The 14,770-nt window shown below is 37.7% G+C and carries 17 protein-coding genes; 3 read left to right on the top strand and 14 right to left on the bottom strand.

Annotated features, from left to right (window positions below):
* Positions 1 to 512 precede the first annotated feature (512 nt).
* The 3 genes from ACKWBX_RS09265 to ACKWBX_RS09255 form a co-directional block, all read right to left on the bottom strand.
* On the bottom strand, positions 513 to 1,790 hold the full coding sequence (locus ACKWBX_RS09265; RefSeq protein WP_413968393.1) for a tetratricopeptide repeat protein: 1,278 nt from the start codon (positions 1,788 to 1,790) through the stop codon (positions 513 to 515).
* Between the two features lie 126 nt (positions 1,791 to 1,916).
* On the bottom strand, positions 1,917 to 2,552 hold the full coding sequence (locus tag ACKWBX_RS09260; RefSeq protein WP_413968392.1) for a DUF4331 family protein: 636 nt from the start codon (positions 2,550 to 2,552) through the stop codon (positions 1,917 to 1,919).
* A 23-nt stretch (positions 2,553 to 2,575) separates the two neighbouring features.
* A complete protein-coding gene (locus tag ACKWBX_RS09255; protein ID WP_413968391.1) occupies positions 2,576 to 3,256 on the bottom strand; it encodes a DUF4331 family protein in 681 nt (226 codons plus the stop codon).
* 185 nt (positions 3,257 to 3,441) lie between these two features.
* Between ACKWBX_RS09255 and ACKWBX_RS09250 the strand changes: the two genes are divergently transcribed.
* Entirely contained in the window at positions 3,442 to 4,635 is a 1,194-nt protein-coding gene (locus tag ACKWBX_RS09250) for an LETM1-related biofilm-associated protein (protein ID WP_413968390.1), read from the top strand.
* Between the two features lie 73 nt (positions 4,636 to 4,708).
* Here ACKWBX_RS09250 and ACKWBX_RS09245 read toward each other — a convergent pair whose 3' ends face one another.
* From ACKWBX_RS09245 to ACKWBX_RS09205, 9 genes are all read right to left on the bottom strand, one after another.
* On the bottom strand, positions 4,709 to 5,464 hold the full coding sequence (locus ACKWBX_RS09245; RefSeq protein WP_413968389.1) for a LytR/AlgR family response regulator transcription factor: 756 nt from the start codon (positions 5,462 to 5,464) through the stop codon (positions 4,709 to 4,711).
* An 81-nt stretch (positions 5,465 to 5,545) separates the two neighbouring features.
* The gene (locus ACKWBX_RS09240; RefSeq protein ID WP_413968388.1) at positions 5,546 to 5,890 is read right to left on the bottom strand and encodes a 2TM domain-containing protein; all 345 of its coding nucleotides are present in this window, start codon (positions 5,888 to 5,890) and stop codon (positions 5,546 to 5,548) included.
* Between the two features lies 1 nt (position 5,891).
* On the bottom strand, positions 5,892 to 6,230 hold the full coding sequence (locus ACKWBX_RS09235) for a 2TM domain-containing protein (RefSeq protein ID WP_413968387.1): 339 nt from the start codon (positions 6,228 to 6,230) through the stop codon (positions 5,892 to 5,894).
* Complete coding sequence (locus ACKWBX_RS09230) at positions 6,217 to 6,594, bottom strand: 2TM domain-containing protein (protein WP_413968386.1); 378 nt, start codon at positions 6,592 to 6,594, stop codon at positions 6,217 to 6,219. Before ACKWBX_RS09230 ends, ACKWBX_RS09235 begins: the two co-directional genes overlap by 14 nt.
* 2 nt (positions 6,595 to 6,596) lie before the next feature.
* The gene (locus ACKWBX_RS09225; protein WP_413968385.1) at positions 6,597 to 6,923 is read right to left on the bottom strand and encodes a 2TM domain-containing protein; all 327 of its coding nucleotides are present in this window, start codon (positions 6,921 to 6,923) and stop codon (positions 6,597 to 6,599) included.
* A complete protein-coding gene (locus tag ACKWBX_RS09220; RefSeq protein ID WP_413968384.1) occupies positions 6,923 to 7,228 on the bottom strand; it encodes a 2TM domain-containing protein in 306 nt (101 codons plus the stop codon). The genes ACKWBX_RS09225 and ACKWBX_RS09220 overlap by 1 nt, the downstream gene beginning before the upstream one ends.
* Positions 7,229 to 7,273: 45 nt before the next feature.
* The gene (locus tag ACKWBX_RS09215; RefSeq protein WP_413968383.1) at positions 7,274 to 7,552 is read right to left on the bottom strand and encodes a 2TM domain-containing protein; all 279 of its coding nucleotides are present in this window, start codon (positions 7,550 to 7,552) and stop codon (positions 7,274 to 7,276) included.
* Between the two features lie 380 nt (positions 7,553 to 7,932).
* The gene (locus ACKWBX_RS09210; protein ID WP_413968382.1) at positions 7,933 to 9,276 is read right to left on the bottom strand and encodes a 2TM domain-containing protein; all 1,344 of its coding nucleotides are present in this window, start codon (positions 9,274 to 9,276) and stop codon (positions 7,933 to 7,935) included.
* Positions 9,273 to 9,896, bottom strand: a complete 624-nt coding sequence (locus ACKWBX_RS09205) for a hypothetical protein (RefSeq protein WP_413968381.1) — start codon at positions 9,894 to 9,896, stop codon at positions 9,273 to 9,275. The genes ACKWBX_RS09210 and ACKWBX_RS09205 overlap by 4 nt, the downstream gene beginning before the upstream one ends.
* 259 nt (positions 9,897 to 10,155) lie before the next feature.
* Here ACKWBX_RS09205 and ACKWBX_RS09200 point away from each other — a divergent pair, with 259 nt between their 5' ends.
* Both ACKWBX_RS09200 and ACKWBX_RS09195 read left to right on the top strand, forming a co-directional pair.
* The gene (locus ACKWBX_RS09200; RefSeq protein WP_413968380.1) at positions 10,156 to 11,454 is read left to right on the top strand and encodes a DEAD/DEAH box helicase; all 1,299 of its coding nucleotides are present in this window, start codon (positions 10,156 to 10,158) and stop codon (positions 11,452 to 11,454) included.
* Between the two features lie 73 nt (positions 11,455 to 11,527).
* Positions 11,528 to 12,223, top strand: coding sequence for a Type 1 glutamine amidotransferase-like domain-containing protein (locus ACKWBX_RS09195; protein WP_413968379.1), 696 nt, complete (start codon positions 11,528 to 11,530; stop codon positions 12,221 to 12,223).
* Positions 12,224 to 12,468: 245 nt separating this feature from the next.
* Here the strand turns inward: ACKWBX_RS09195 and ACKWBX_RS09190 are convergent, their stop codons facing one another.
* Together ACKWBX_RS09190 and ACKWBX_RS09185 are read right to left on the bottom strand one after the other, a co-directional pair.
* Positions 12,469 to 13,587 carry a glycosyl hydrolase gene (locus tag ACKWBX_RS09190; protein ID WP_413968378.1) on the bottom strand — a complete coding sequence of 373 codons (1,119 nt, stop codon included), beginning with the start codon at positions 13,585 to 13,587 and terminating at the stop codon, positions 12,469 to 12,471.
* A 118-nt stretch (positions 13,588 to 13,705) separates the two neighbouring features.
* Entirely contained in the window at positions 13,706 to 14,758 is a 1,053-nt protein-coding gene (locus ACKWBX_RS09185) for an NAD(P)-dependent alcohol dehydrogenase (RefSeq protein ID WP_413968377.1), read from the bottom strand.
* Between the last annotated feature and the right edge of the window lie 12 nt (positions 14,759 to 14,770).

The raw sequence follows: 14,770 nt of genomic DNA, 5'->3' as shown, positions 1-14,770 counted from the left end.
TTAAATCTTAAAATTAACTAAATTTTCGACGAAATACGTAATACCAACAGATTGTAAAAGTTCAATTAATTCAAATATTTCCAATGCTATGTAACCCCTCTCATGGCATTGGAAACAATTCTAACTACAGATCCGTTAAGCGTATTTCTTTAAAACAGTATTTGAAGATTCTCTCTTTATACGATTTATTGTCTGTCTCAATGCGATATAAGCCATAAGACTTTTACCAATTAAAAAAATCATAGCTACCAGCCAAACGGAGAGAAAAACATATTCCATATGCAAACAAATTAATAGGGTTGAACATTTATAATTACTATTTTCATAAGGTGTCCTTTATCATGTTTGATTGTAAAAGGACGATAAAATTAAACATTTTATCTTATAAATCTATATCTTTTGTAAGATTTTTCTTATTTATTATTTTATTGAATGTAGACTTAAAAACGCCACAACTCAAACGTTATGGCGTCATCCTAAAAAACAATCCAACCTAATACAAATCCGAACAACTATAATTTATGAATTTGTTCTCTCATGCTAGGGCCCAACTCATAGAGAGCTCCCATCAATTCTTCTTTAATTTCTTTTACTTTATTAAATTTTCCGTTGGCCTTATATACCTCAGCAGCTTTATATAGCAATCCGGGTTCTAAAGTTTTTCCGTCCACATAGGCATCCATTAATTCTTGTGCTTTAGCTATATCACCAATCTTATAATAGGTATATGCCAACCAACTGTAGGATTCCGGCGTAGGTCTGTTGGAGACTTCTTGCTTCGCAATTTCCATAGCCTTACCGTATTGTTTTGTTTCCTCCAAATACAAATCAAGAGTATACCCGTTGTACATATCGCCATAACCTAATTTTTCAACTTGAAGAAAATAGTTGTCCAAATTGGACTTATGTACAGGTTCATTGCCCATATAATCGGCTATTTCAGCTTTTAATAAATGGTAATCAGGTGCATCGTAGGTTTTGGTGATGGCATCCAAGATACGCAGTGCCTCTGTTGGGTTTTTATCATGGGAATACACAATCCAAGCGATTCCTTTTTTTGCATAGGCATTGTTTTCGTCCAGTGCCAGGGCCTTCAAATAATGGTCATATGAATCCTTTATTCTACCTGCATGACCATAATAATCGGCCAAGTTGGTAAAACTCCATAACATCAATCCTTTATTCTTAGAGGTTTCGGCAATGGTCTTGGCTCTCTCCATGAATTTTATGGTCGTGTCCAAATCACCCTTATAATCGTTCCACTTGGAAAGTCTTATTAAATAATCAAAATCTGACATGTTTCTTATACTATCCAGATATTTTTCGGCCACTGTATAATTCCCCAGTTCCATATGAATATCAAAAAGTAGATTTCTGGTTTGGGCTCGGCCTCCTCCAATTTGCTGCGCTTCCTCTGCCAAACGCAATGCTTCTTTAAATCGATGTTGGGAAATATAATTTCTTGCCAAAGCCCTTCTGTATCCTGCTTTTCCAACATTTGCAATTTCAGTTGCCTTTACAAGTGCTTTTTCAGCCTTTTTCAGATACGTGATATTGCCAGTTTCCTTAAAAAAACGACCATATTCACTTGCTACCTTGCCTAAGCTCAATAGTTGCGCACTATCCGGCTTTATTTTAGAGTTCCAAAGTTCAAAATACTTTGAAGTGGTTCCAGACGGAGCAGTTTTTAAAAAAGCATTATAATCCTGTTTCTTGGCTATCTGTCCTTCATTTTCAGGAGAACAGGAAATAAAGAATATTATCGATACTAATACTACAATTGTTTTCATATTGCATACTATTTTTTTGGTATTTTTAATAAGGGGAGCCATTACAACTCCCCATTAATTCCTCTTCATAGCAAATTAAAAAGTGGAAATAAAAAGTTATTACTACCTATCATTTAGCAAATACCATTATTCCGGCGCTCCCAAATAAGGGAAGGTCGTAGAAATATCCGCTGTTATACCAACACCATCCGTAATCAGCTGGGGCAAACCTTCTTGGCCGTTAAACCGATCACCGTTTTCTCCACCAAAAAGTAGGATCAACGATACATCTATGACATCGTCACTCAATTGTCTTCCTGTAAAACCTATTGGAACACTACCATCAAAATAAACCGTCTGTGCGTTTGGAGCAACCTCAAGTACATCTGAAGCTAAAACGGATGTCAGAATTTCAGCAGTCACATCAAATCCAAGAATACCACTTAAAATATTGGGTTCATAATCTACATCTTCAGCAGTCAACCCCAGAGCTACGGCATAAGCATCATGCAGTGCTTCCAAACGTGTTTGATACCCTGCTTGAAAAGTAGTTGCTTGATTTGAAGGAGTGGATAGATTGTGCGCATCTTTGATATCACCATCAGCACCTAGTACCGTATTTATTCCGGGTCTCCCCATATAATCAACTTGGGTGAAAGTTCCAGAGAAATCCGGAACAGTTTCTTCCATCATTTGTATTCCGTTGTCATCGGTATCACAAGATGCCAATAAGAATGTGACGCCAAGTGATAGCATTATGTTTTTTATAGTATCTAATTTCATCTCTTTTATTTTTAGATTAGTATTTATTGAAGTCTGTTCGTTGTAATCCAAGTTTTATAAACTTCTAGTCCGATGACGTTTGTGCCAGTAGCTTCGCCAATTAGACTATTGGGCACTTCTACAACTATGGACATGGTGTTGGCGCCATCAAAAGTATCCGTTCCGGGAACGTTGAAACCGGAATTATCTTCTGGGCTTGGAGCCAAAACTTCATTAAAACGCCCAAAGTCAAAAAAGAAAGGGTCTTGTCTTGGCCCGGCAAAAATTGAAATGCCAGAGGCGGTAGTTTCCGTTATGGCAGTGGTCGTAGAGATTTCTACATCCCCTAGTGGTACATCTACTAGAACTTGACTTGAAAGCCCTGTGGTAGTTGGGGCAACCGGCCCAAAAAAGTACATGCGGCCATCTCTTGGTATTGCCTGTATGACCATGTCTTCAACCAAATCCCCGTCCGTGTCAATATTTATTTCGGTCAATACACTTTCATCAAAAGTGCCATATTCCAGACCGTCCAATACGTCGGATTGCAGGTCCACTGCAAAAACTGTATTGTCCGAACCTGTTGTGGGTTCAAAAGCAAAAAAATCGGCAATGTCCGCAGTGGTGCCCATAGCACTTGGTGCATCAATATGATCGGCCGCAATCAAAAAGGCCCCCGTGATGACTATTACACCAAGGCCTGTAAATAATTTAGATTTTTTCATTATGTTATTTTTTAGATTAGAATCGCCCTTACTTACGGGGAATATTTTTGAGGGTTTGCTTTCAAATGTTAAAAAATAGTTAATGAGATAAGGCTCTCATAATCCTATTTCATCAAAAAGAAGAGTTGCCTACACTTCCAATAAGCAATAATGGCTACCTTTGGCCTTGTAATCAACTGACTTTAATGAACCCATCAGCGTCCGGTTGGATTGAAAAATTTGGTTCCCTCGTCGAAGGGCATAAAAACACTTATCCTGATTTTAATACACTATATAGCGACCTAAAGGTAAATGGATTCGTCTATGGATTTAACTTGGATGTTCCTGATTTTATTTCTGCGGAGCACAATCTATCTGAGGATGAAAAAGCAAAATTGAATCTGTTAAGTGCCCTATATTTTACCTTTACGTTAGAACGAAACAAGGATGATTTTCAAGAGTTTTTAGAGGTGATTTTCCAATTTTATAGTGCACTAGAACTGGATAGTGTCTCATTTTTGGTGAAACTCTTTACAGGAAACAAAACCTCTTCCAAATTGGAAAAGCTTATAGCATCAAGAGTTTATATTGAAGAGGGTATTATTGGAAAAACCTTTAATAGCTTCATTACTAATTCGTTACTTTTTGTTGATATTCTACTTTTTAAAAAATACTTGCAACGATCCAATCACATAAAGACACATGCTAGAAAATTGGAGTATTTGGCGATTAACATTGCATATCATGCACTCAATTCAAAGGACAAAAACAGAAATGATGAAAAATTAACACAGTTGCTTGAGTCATCGTTGACCTTTATTGACGGGGAATCTCAAAAGTTTGATGGTTCTTACAGAAAAAAATTATTGGAGAATGATTCTGTTTGCGAAAATCAATATTTTCTGGATATTGCCTGTTTGACGGTTTGGGAAGATAGTTCCCTGGAATATGCGGAATCCGAATTTATCTTTGGCGTGGGAAAAGATTTAGGGTTTGGACCGGACCATATTTCCAAAGCATTGGCAGATGTAACCACATTTTTTGCAAAAAATTTAAAGGCAATTCCTTTTTTAAAGGACCGAAATCTAGCGCTCCAGTTTTATGACGGCATGGGAAAAGTGGTCAATAAACTTATTCTTAGAAATAGCAAACGTCTCCAAAAAGAACTTTCGGAAAGTGCGGAATTGGTAGCTTTACTTTCTAAATCCACTTTGCGGGACCTTTCTGCGGAGGAGAAGAAAAAAGTACAAAATCAGTTATTGGATATCTTTAAAAGTATTCCTTCCCTCGCTATTTTTATCCTACCTGGCGGTGCAATTTTGCTCCCTATTTTTATTAAATTAATTCCTAAACTATTACCCTCGTCTTTTGATGAAAACAGGGTTGAAAAAGAAGCGTAAAACTCATTTTAATCAATATAGATAAAATCTATATTAAAGTTTAAAATATTTTAAATCAGATATTTAAATATATTTATTCCAACCATAACTTAAAGTCTTTTACACGTTCCCTACTCACTATGATTTCTTGTTCGGAAAAGCTCTTTAGCTTAATTTGTAGGCGAGAATTGGTATAGGAAATGATATCTTTTATGTGATTGATGTTCACATAGAATTTGCGGCTTGCCCTAAAAAATAATTTTGGTTCTAGCTCGGTCTCCAAATTCTCAAGAGTGGTGTCCAAAAGATAATTTCTACCATCTAACGTTGCCGCATAGGTACCTTTGTTTTCACTATAAAAACATTCCACTTCGTCTGCATTGATAATCTTAAGGTGCTGCCCCACTTTTGCAGTAAATCTTTTTTTGTATTCCCGTTCCAACGGGTTTACCAATAATTTTTTGATGTCCTCAAAATCCAAAGCCATTTTTTGACTTTGTGGTTTTAGATCTCGGTATTTTTTTATGGCGCTTTCCAACTCCTCATCGTCAATAGGCTTTAATAAATAATCAATACTGTTCAACTTAAAAGCCTGTAATGCATATTCATCATAAGCGGTCGTAAATATAATGGCACTTTTTACTTCGATGACATCGAATATTTCGAAGGAAAGCCCGTCGGATAACTGAATATCCAGAAATATTAGATCAGGATGTTCATTCTCTTGAAACCATGCAATGGCCTCTTCTACGGAATGCAACATGGTAGAAACCGCTACATCTAAATCTGCCAATAATCTCCCCAACCTTCTTGCGGCTGGTTTTTCGTCCTCTATAATGATAACGTTCATTCTAAATTGCTTTATTTTCTTTCATTAGTTTTTCAATTCCAACACTAAAAGGAAATGTATATTGATGATTGTTTCCATTACCTATTTATTTACTTTTTCCATGTGGTCCTTTTCCATAAACTTTCTTATTTGCCTTTCTTCCCATTTTCTACCAAATAGAAAACCTTTTCCAAAAACGTTCGCTGCATGAAAAAGGAGTATAATTCCCCATAATATTGGAGTACCGAACACATCCCAATTGATATTTTCAAAAAATTCCGGGCTTCCAAAAACCCTTTTGCTCAAAAGAACTACTGTTATTTTATCCCTGAAGAGAAAAAGAACCGCATTTATTATTAAACAAATAAGCAAATGATTATAAAACCCTTTGATGTCCTTAACCTTTTTCTTTGCTACGTTTAAACGGGTTGGCATATTGTCTTTCATATCATTTAAACTTTTCTACTTCGTTCCTATCATTTTCCATGAATTTTTGAATCTGACGTTCCTCCCATTTCATCATAAATGCCGAGTTGGCAGAGAATACCTTTAGACCATGAAAAAAAAGACCTATACCCCAAAAAAACCATGTAGCAAATGTACTGAAGTGCCAAAAAGGACCCATGAAGGTTTCGCCATAATAGGAGTTTCCCATTAATTTGGTTATGGTAAGGGTTGTGTTTATGACCAAATATACCGTAAGATGGCTATAAAAACCTTTTATTTTGGCCACTTTGAGGCGTGCTTCATCCAGCTTTGCTTTTTCATAGTTATTAATTGTTCCCATTCTTCTTATTTTCGTCCTGTAAAAATTTATCCAATTGTCTTTTTTCCCATTTTTTCATAAACTCAGGTTTTAATTCTTTCCATGACGTAACCCCAAATTTGAATACACAAATACCGTGTATAAGTAACCCAATACCCCAAAGAACGGGAGTTCCAATAATGTTCCAATTAAACCAATAGCCAAATTCCGGGTTTTGAATCCACTGATAATCGTCCCTGAACCAATTGTAAAGATTCAGTTTAACCACCAATAATAAAGCATTGATAATGATGTAGACCCTTAAGTGATGATAGAATTTTTTCATACTATCAACCTTTTTTTTCGCTTTTAGAAATCTTTCGGACGGTTGTTGATTTGCTTCCATTGTTATCGAAATTTTTCTGCTTGTTGCTTGTCTTTTTCAATATATTTTTGAATTTGGCGTTCTTCCCAATCCTTTGAAAAAATGGGACTTATCGAAAATGCCTTCACGGCATGGAAAAAAATACCGATTCCCCAGAAAATCCAAATGGAAAAAGTTCCAAAATCCAAGAACGCTTCTGTAAAGGTCTCTCCATCTATCATGTTTCTAATTAGTTTAGATATAGAAATAAAAGAGTTTACACCAATATAGACCACCAAATGCCAATAAAAACTTTTGATCTGTTCCACACGCCTCCTAGCTCTTTTTAGTTTTTTTCTTTCGCTTTCCATTATTTCCATTTTTTTTCTTCTTCTTCGCCCTTCTGCATAAGCTCCTTTATCTTTCGGTCTTCCCAATCCTTTCCAAAAAATGGATTAAAGCCAAAGGCTTTTACCGCTTGGAATACAAGCCCTATTCCCCATCCGAATGCGGCCCATAGAAACCATGGGTAACGCCACTCATCTATCCAGTAGTTCAAACCTCCCAAAAGTGATATGAAAACTACATAAGAGGTTAAACTTGTGTAGAACTTCTTCATCTGATCCACACGTTCTTTTGCTCTATAATACTTATCTTCTCTCTCCTTGTTGTCCATGATGATAAAGTTGTTTGACACGCTGATTTTAAAGATACTAATTCTTTAAAATTCGTTATTGTTCATTAATTCCTTGATTTTACGTTCTTCCCAGTCCTTTCCTAGAATGGGATGATACCCGTAAGCGTTCGCCCAGTGCGCAAAAACGCCAATTCCCCAACCTACAGCTGGAAAAATAACCCATGGAAAGTTTGATGTATTGTAATTGACCCACGCTAAAAAAGGGATAACTATACAATAGGCAATTAGATTGTTATAAAAGCATTTCATTGCCACAACTCTTTCTTTTGCCCTTCTATATTTATGTTCGTTTGAATTTTCCATGATATATTTTTTTTAGTTTTTGATTACGCTTCAAATTTGCTGAATATGCGCGATGAACTAAAAAGTACCTTACCGAATTGTTGTTTTTTAAGGATGGATTGATTCCTACGGCTCCTCTCAGGATAGGGTCAAGGGTCAAGGGTCAAGGGTCAAGGGTCAAGGGTCAAGGGTCAAGGGTCAAGGGTCAAGGGTCAAGGGTCAAGGGTCAAGGGTCAAGGGTCAAGGGTCAAGGGTCAAGGGTCAAGGGTAAGAAATTATTCAAAAACCATAAACACAAACAAACTTATCACTACTTACTTAGTACTAAATACTCAATACCGACAACTGTTTACTGTTTACTGTTTACTGTTTACTGTTTACTGTTTACTGTTTACTGAAATCTAAAAATCCTCCTTCTCCATTAATTCCCGAATCTTCTTTTCCTCCCAGTTTTTGCCCCATAATGGGTTATATCCAAAAGCTTCCATACCATGGGAAAAGAGCCCAAAACCCCAGCCTAGTAACGGAAATATGACCCAAGGAAAACTTGTTGTTTTATAGTTCAAAAGTGCCAAACAGGGAATAACGATACAGTATGCGATTAAATTACCATAGAATCCTTTCACGGCTTCAACTTTTTCCTTTGCTTTTTGGTAACGCTTATCGTCTATAAATTCTTCCTGTGTTTCCACTACGGAAACTTGTTGGGTGAGCATAGGTAACTCTACGGTAAAATCACTGTTAGTTTTGATTATTTCCATGGTTCTATTGCTCAATAGTCCATACCGCTGCTTTATATTTTGGAGTCCAACTCCACTACTTTTCTTTACTACCTGTTTTTCCTGAAGATTGTTGGTTACGCACAATGCACCATCCTCCTCGTAAATACGAATATGAAGTGGTTTAACAGAATTGACTACATTGTGCTTCACAGCATTTTCCAGTAATAATTGGAGCGATAAAGGGACGATTTTGGCCTCGGGATTTGTACTTCTTTCCGGAATATCCAGTACAATACTGTCCTCAAAACGCATCTTTAAAAGTCTTACATAGGTTTTAGCAAATTGAAGCTCCTCATCTACAGACACCAAATCCTTGTTCTTTTGCTCCAATACGTAACGATATACTTTGGAAAGCGAAGTCGTGAATTTTTGTGCCTGATAGGGGTCTTCCTCGATAAGACTGGTCAAAACATTCAAACTGTTGAATAGAAAATGGGGATCTAACTGATTTTTTAAGGCATCGAATTTGGCCGAGGCCGTCCCCGCAATAATTTTCTGCTCCTTGACCTTTCTTTCTTGGCGGTACCTATAGTACCAGACCAAATAGAATATCAAAGAAATCCCAAGGGATATCAAAATAGGCTGTATATAGTTCTCCAATTTTTGGGAAGCTAAAATTTCTTGAAAAGACCTGCCATAAAACCCCATGATAATAAACAACCTAGCAAAAAACACCCCGATACAGGATAGTATAATATTACCGGAAATGCCGATGGCCATACGCTTTACCGTATATATATAGTTATCATACTTTTTGAGCAAGTACAAGAACCAAAACATGTTTACGCTATATAAGATCATGGAGAATATCATGCTCTGCACATATTCCCTACCTATATCTTCCAAAAAGAGGCCAAAAAAGGATTTGTCGGAAAAATAATAATATCCGACAAACCCTAAAAAAATTAAATTACTGATCAGGAAAGCCCTAAGCAATTCTTTTAAAAATCGATTTTTTATCATTTAGCACATTGTTTTGACACGGCCTCCGCCCTATCCGCACCCCAATTTGGGTGAAACGGACTTTCCGCTTTAAAGTTAGCAAAAAGTTCCAACGACTTTGCCACGTCTTTGCAATAAGGCGTTACATCCTGTCCAAAATATCGTGCACTGCCCATGTCCCATTCTGCTTTAGAAAAAACCACTCTAGGGTTATCGGGAGCTAATTGTAGTGCTTGGGCATACAGTGCCGCTACTTTTCCCGAGAGCGTCATTCCATATGTTGCACCGTCAAAAGCGATCCATGCAGTGTGTATCATAGCTTGTTGTACCAATATTTCAGGATTATTTGGGGAAATGGCTTTGGCCAAGTCTATAAATTCTTGTGCTTTCCCCAATAGCTCTTTCAATTTTTTTTCGTCTTTCTCCCCAAAGGCACTGATCGTATTTATCTGTGCCACATAGTAAAAAGGCAGCCAATTGTCCATTTCCGCGTTGCTGATACGTTCGAATAAATTGGAGGCTTCAATAGCTTTTCCTTCTCCCCAAAATTGAAATGCCTTCTGCATTCCTTTGGTATATTGGTCCTGCGCGTTCAACGATAAGCTCGCGATAAATAATAAAATAGTGATCGTGTTTTTCATTGTGATAATTTTTAATGTTTGATTTATAAGATCAAACTTCTCGCTATTGTACTTTAGAATGAAATAAGAAAGACCGAGTTGTTGAATTTACGCACCCAATTGTAACCGTTTAGGGATTGATATAAATTCCATCAGCACGACTCTATTAAACCCTATGGATAGAATTTTTTGTGTTAAGGGTCCTATTCATTTGATATTTAGAATGGTACTCAAGTCGCAAACCACCAAATAACTGTATCTTCGCGCCTTATATAAAATCATGACATTTAAAGAACTCGGCCTTGCCGAACCCATTTTAAAAGCTTTAGCAGCAGCAGGCTATACCCATCCAACCCCAATACAAGAACAGGCCATACCCATTCTTTTAAAGAAAAAAGACCTTTTGGGCGTTGCGCAAACCGGAACTGGAAAAACAGCCGCTTTCGGTATCCCCATATTGCACCATCTGTACGAGGGGATAAGCCTACGACAAAACAAAAGGAAAATAAAGGCTTTAGTCGTTACGCCTACGCGCGAGTTGGCCATCCAAATAGGAGAAAGTTTTACCGCTTATGGTAAACATACCGGCTTACGGAACACCGTGATTTTTGGAGGGGTCAAACAAGGTAAACAGGTAAACGTGCTCAAAAGCGGGGTTGATATTTTGATTGCCACGCCAGGACGATTATTGGATTTAATGAACCAAGGCTATATTACACTTCAAGATATTGAATTTGCCGTTTTGGACGAGGCCGATCAGATGTTGGATATGGGCTTCATTCACGATATCAAAAAAATCATAGCCAAGCTTCCCCAAAAAAGACAATCACTTTTCTTTTCGGCTACCATGCCAAAGGCTATTGTAGATTTATCCCGAACCATTTTGGGCGATTTTGATCAAGTAACCATCAAACCACAACAAGCTACCGCAGAAAAAGTGGAACAAGGAGTTCATTTTGTAAGCAAAAAAAATAAGCCCAAGTTATTGGTACATATCATAGAAAATAGAAGAAAGGATTCCGTTCTTGTTTTTTCGAGGACCAAACACGGAGCGAATAAAATTGTAAAAAAATTGAGTCAGGCCGATATTAAGGCAGCAGCTATTCATGGCAACAAATCCCAAGCGGCCAGACAAAAAGCTTTGGGAAGTTTTAAAGAAGGAAACTTAAAAGTATTGGTAGCTACGGATATTGCCGCGCGAGGAATTGATGTGGAAGAATTGGCATTGGTCATCAATTATGATCTGCCCAACGTACCGGAGACATACGTACACCGTATTGGCCGAACAGGCCGTGCCAGTGCCAGTGGCATTGCACTTTCGTTCTGTGATAAGGAAGAAAGACCATATTTGCGGGATATTGAGAAATTGATAAAACAACAAGTTCCCAGAATGCCCGAGCATCAATTTATGGATGAGGAGGATCCCAATCAACAGAAAGAATCTCCCAAACAGCCTCAAAGACCGCGTAACCCCAATCAAAATAGCAATAGAAATCGCTCTAGGAATTCAAATCATAGAAATAAAAACAATAGGAACCGTAATAGCAATAATAATAGCTCACGCAACCAAAGCGAATAATCTATACGTCTTTTTAAAATGTATTTCTCCTATTTTGTTTTTAACTCTAATTTGAATCGATAAATTTTATGCTATGATTCAAAGACAATTATTGATATATGGAAGTGGAAGACATACTGTTCCCTTCATAAACTATATGGCCGAGTTAACCGGAAAGAAAACACCGAATATCTGTTTTATTCCAACTGCCAGTGGAGATGATGAGGAATATATTGCACGTTTCCATGAAGTATGTACAAAAATTGATTTAAAACCGCATGTTCTTAAGGTCTGGATAAATTCGTACGACCAAAAAGAGACATTTACAGAAATCATCAATAAGATGGATGCCATTGTCGTCGGCGGTGGCAACACATTGAACATGTTGGCCATCTGGAAGGCACAAGGAATAGATGTAGCACTGAAAAAAGCTTACGAAAATGGTGTGGTCATGGGTGGTGGTAGCGCAGGCTCTCTTTGTTGGTTCAATGGCGGCACAACGGATTCCAGACCCGCGGAATTAAGTATAGTTGAAGGAATGAAATTTATAGATAAGAGCCATTGTCTACATTACAATTCCGAAAAATCAAGAAGACCCTTATACCACACCAATATCTTAAAGGGTAAACTCACGGATGGGTATGCTTGTGACGACCGTTCGGCCATTCATTTTATCAATGAAAAAGTGCATCGGTCGGTTTCTCTTGATGCGGCACATAAATCGTATTACGTCTATAAAAGTGATGGTAAGATAATAGAGGAACTTATTCCAAGCAAAGTTCTTTCCTAATTCAATAAGTTTTACTGCATAACACCTCATCGGAACATTTTAATAATCGGAAATCTTTCATTTTTTCGATGAACGGTAAATCCAAATTTCTTTCCCTTCGTATATAGGACAGAAAACAAAAGGAAATATAAATGTTTTATATCGCCATTAGCCTCAACATATTTTTAGTCATTATCCTATTGGGCATTTCTTATAGTGCCAATAAAAAATTAAAGCGTAATGTAAAATAAGGACTAAAGCAATTCTTATTGTAGATTTTCCGGAATGTGCAGTTCGTCCAAAGTGATAACCGCATCACTGTTCATCATCTCTATCGTATTCTTATTATCCTTTATAGCTACTTTGGCTCCACTCCAGCTATGCCATTGCAAAAAATAAGCTGCTTTTCCTTCGAGGACATCGGCCACTTTCATCATGTCCCAATTGCCGTAACTTTTATCCGAAGGGCCGGACTCACTCATTACAATGATCTTTCCCAAAGATTTTAGTTTCTGATAATTGGGGAAACTAGGAGTTTCTCCATAATAATCCATTCCTACCAAATCCACGTAATCGGACCCAGGATAAAAGGCACTTACATCGGCATTCCAATTCTGTTGCGGTATCACGGAATAGGTCCATAACAAATTATCCAAACCATAACTATACCGCAGTGTATTGTAAAGGTCTGTCCAAAGTGCTTTATAGTCGGTCGTATTGGTTTGTTCATTGTTATATGTATTGATGCCCCACCAAAAGAAATCGCCGTTCATTTCATGAAAAGGTCTCCAAATTACGGTTACTCCAGCCTCTTTAAGTTTTTGTAAAGCACCGGCCACTTTATCCAGTTCCGCTCTATAATTCATCCATGCTTTTGTCTTCTCTGCATCGCTAAGAAGTGCAGTGAGTTTTATTTCCTCTTTATTTTCAACCGAATTCCAATAAACGTCATACCCTTCTTTGAATGGATTGTCCGCATGCCAACTCACCGTGACCAAACCACCGTTGTTCCAATGGTCTATCAAAGTCTGTACAGGGTAATCGGTACTTGGGAAGAAACCAAAATCCGCACCGATTATCCCCACCTTTCTGCCTGTAACATCCGCTAGTTCGTTTATATAATCGTCATAGTAGGTTTTGGTCGCATCCGGGCCGTCACCACAATGCTGACCAACAAGTAGTTGCCGACTATCAATTAAACTATCAAAATAAGCGAGTATAGAGGCCTTATCTCGATTTTCGATAGTATTCGAAGGCACTGTATGTAATGTATCCCGATTCTCTGAAACATCAAGATCGGACAGCTCTTTATTGTGCTCTACAAGTTCTTGCGGGCTACAGGAAAAGATAAAAAGCAGCCCAAGGAAAGGAAGTATTCTGCTCATTTCTTGTATAATTAATGGTGAATAAAATATAATACAAGAACTGTTCCGAAAATAACAAAAGAAGCACTATCCTCCAATAATTCCGTGCACTATAAATAGGAAGTGTCCGAACTTACCTTTAAGATTCTTTCAAGGATTTCATATCGATAACAAAACGATATTTTACATCGGACTTCTGCAAACGATCATACGCTTCGTTAATATTTTGAACGTCTATCATTTCCACTTCCGAAACCACATCGTGTTCACCACAAAAGTCCAACATCTCTTGGGTCTCTTTGATACCACCGATCAAAGAACCGGCAACACGCTTTCTTCCCATGATCAAACTACCTCCGTGCAAAGGGTCCAAAGGTTCTATGGCTCCCACTAAAACCATGGTAGCATCACGTTTTAATAGCGTTAGGTACGGATTCATATCATGGCCCACAGGAATGGTATTCAATAAAAAATCAAAAGACCCCGTATGCTTCTTCATTTGTTCCTCATCCTTGGAAATTAAAACCTCATCTGCCCCTAAGCTTTTGGCATCCTTGCTTTTATCAGGGGAAGTAGTCACCATAACGGTATGGGCACCTAATGCATGGGCAAACTTGATTCCCATATGTCCCAAACCGCCCAAACCTATTACACCCACTTTATCTCCCTCTTTTACGCCCCAATTGGCCAATGGTGACCATGTGGTAATTCCTGCACACAATAAAGGTGCCACCGCAGCGGCATCCAAGTTATCGGGAATTCTTAAAACAAATTCTTTATCAACCACAATTTTTTCGGAATAACCGCCAAAAGTATGACCGCCTAGATGCTTGTCCTTACTGTTATAGGTCCAAGTAGCTCCTTTATCACAAAACTGTTCCAAATCATCCTTACATGCACCACACTCTTGGCAAGAATCTACCAAACAGCCCACACCCACCAAGTCATCTTTTTTAAAGTTTTGAACATTGGAACCCACCTCTAAAACCTTACCGATTATTTCATGACCCGGTACCACAGGATATTGTGAATTGTCCCAATCATTATGCACTTGGTGTAAATCGGAATGACATACTCCGCAGTATAGAATATCTACTTTGACATCATTTTCCTGGGTTTCCCTTCTTTCAATTTCAAAAGGTTTTAAATCCGCTTTTTCACTTTTGGCCGCGTATGCTTTTACCTGTGTCATTTTATATCTCTT

Origin of the sequence: Maribacter algae (assembly GCF_047345745.1) — a bacterium.
In the GTDB taxonomy this organism is placed as follows: Bacteria; Bacteroidota; Bacteroidia; order Flavobacteriales; family Flavobacteriaceae; genus Maribacter.
This window is presented reverse-complemented; position numbering and strand designations above follow the sequence as displayed.

What these genes read in the sequence shown, in the direction of transcription:
- ACKWBX_RS09195 (WP_413968379.1), top strand. Translation starts at nt 11,528, where the DNA reads ATGATTCAAAGACAATTATTGATATATGGAAGTGGAAGACATACTGTT.
- ACKWBX_RS09235 (WP_413968387.1), bottom strand. Translation starts at nt 6,230, where the DNA reads ATGGGAACAATTAATAACTATGAAAAAGCAAAGCTGGATGAAGCACGC.
- ACKWBX_RS09210 (WP_413968382.1), bottom strand. Translation starts at nt 9,276, where the DNA reads ATGATAAAAAATCGATTTTTAAAAGAATTGCTTAGGGCTTTCCTGATC.
- ACKWBX_RS09265 (WP_413968393.1), bottom strand. Translation starts at nt 1,790, where the DNA reads ATGAAAACAATTGTAGTATTAGTATCGATAATATTCTTTATTTCCTGT.
- ACKWBX_RS09200 (WP_413968380.1), top strand. Translation starts at nt 10,156, where the DNA reads ATGACATTTAAAGAACTCGGCCTTGCCGAACCCATTTTAAAAGCTTTA.
- ACKWBX_RS09255 (WP_413968391.1), bottom strand. Translation starts at nt 3,256, where the DNA reads ATGAAAAAATCTAAATTATTTACAGGCCTTGGTGTAATAGTCATCACG.
- ACKWBX_RS09225 (WP_413968385.1), bottom strand. Translation starts at nt 6,923, where the DNA reads ATGGAAAGCGAAAGAAAAAAACTAAAAAGAGCTAGGAGGCGTGTGGAA.
- ACKWBX_RS09185 (WP_413968377.1), bottom strand. Translation starts at nt 14,758, where the DNA reads ATGACACAGGTAAAAGCATACGCGGCCAAAAGTGAAAAAGCGGATTTA.
- ACKWBX_RS09205 (WP_413968381.1), bottom strand. Translation starts at nt 9,896, where the DNA reads ATGAAAAACACGATCACTATTTTATTATTTATCGCGAGCTTATCGTTG.
- ACKWBX_RS09190 (WP_413968378.1), bottom strand. Translation starts at nt 13,587, where the DNA reads ATGAGCAGAATACTTCCTTTCCTTGGGCTGCTTTTTATCTTTTCCTGT.
- ACKWBX_RS09230 (WP_413968386.1), bottom strand. Translation starts at nt 6,594, where the DNA reads ATGGAAGCAAATCAACAACCGTCCGAAAGATTTCTAAAAGCGAAAAAA.
- ACKWBX_RS09220 (WP_413968384.1), bottom strand. Translation starts at nt 7,228, where the DNA reads ATGGACAACAAGGAGAGAGAAGATAAGTATTATAGAGCAAAAGAACGT.
- ACKWBX_RS09250 (WP_413968390.1), top strand. Translation starts at nt 3,442, where the DNA reads ATGAACCCATCAGCGTCCGGTTGGATTGAAAAATTTGGTTCCCTCGTC.
- ACKWBX_RS09215 (WP_413968383.1), bottom strand. Translation starts at nt 7,552, where the DNA reads ATGGAAAATTCAAACGAACATAAATATAGAAGGGCAAAAGAAAGAGTT.
- ACKWBX_RS09245 (WP_413968389.1), bottom strand. Translation starts at nt 5,464, where the DNA reads ATGAACGTTATCATTATAGAGGACGAAAAACCAGCCGCAAGAAGGTTG.
- ACKWBX_RS09240 (WP_413968388.1), bottom strand. Translation starts at nt 5,890, where the DNA reads ATGAAAGACAATATGCCAACCCGTTTAAACGTAGCAAAGAAAAAGGTT.
- ACKWBX_RS09260 (WP_413968392.1), bottom strand. Translation starts at nt 2,552, where the DNA reads ATGAAATTAGATACTATAAAAAACATAATGCTATCACTTGGCGTCACA.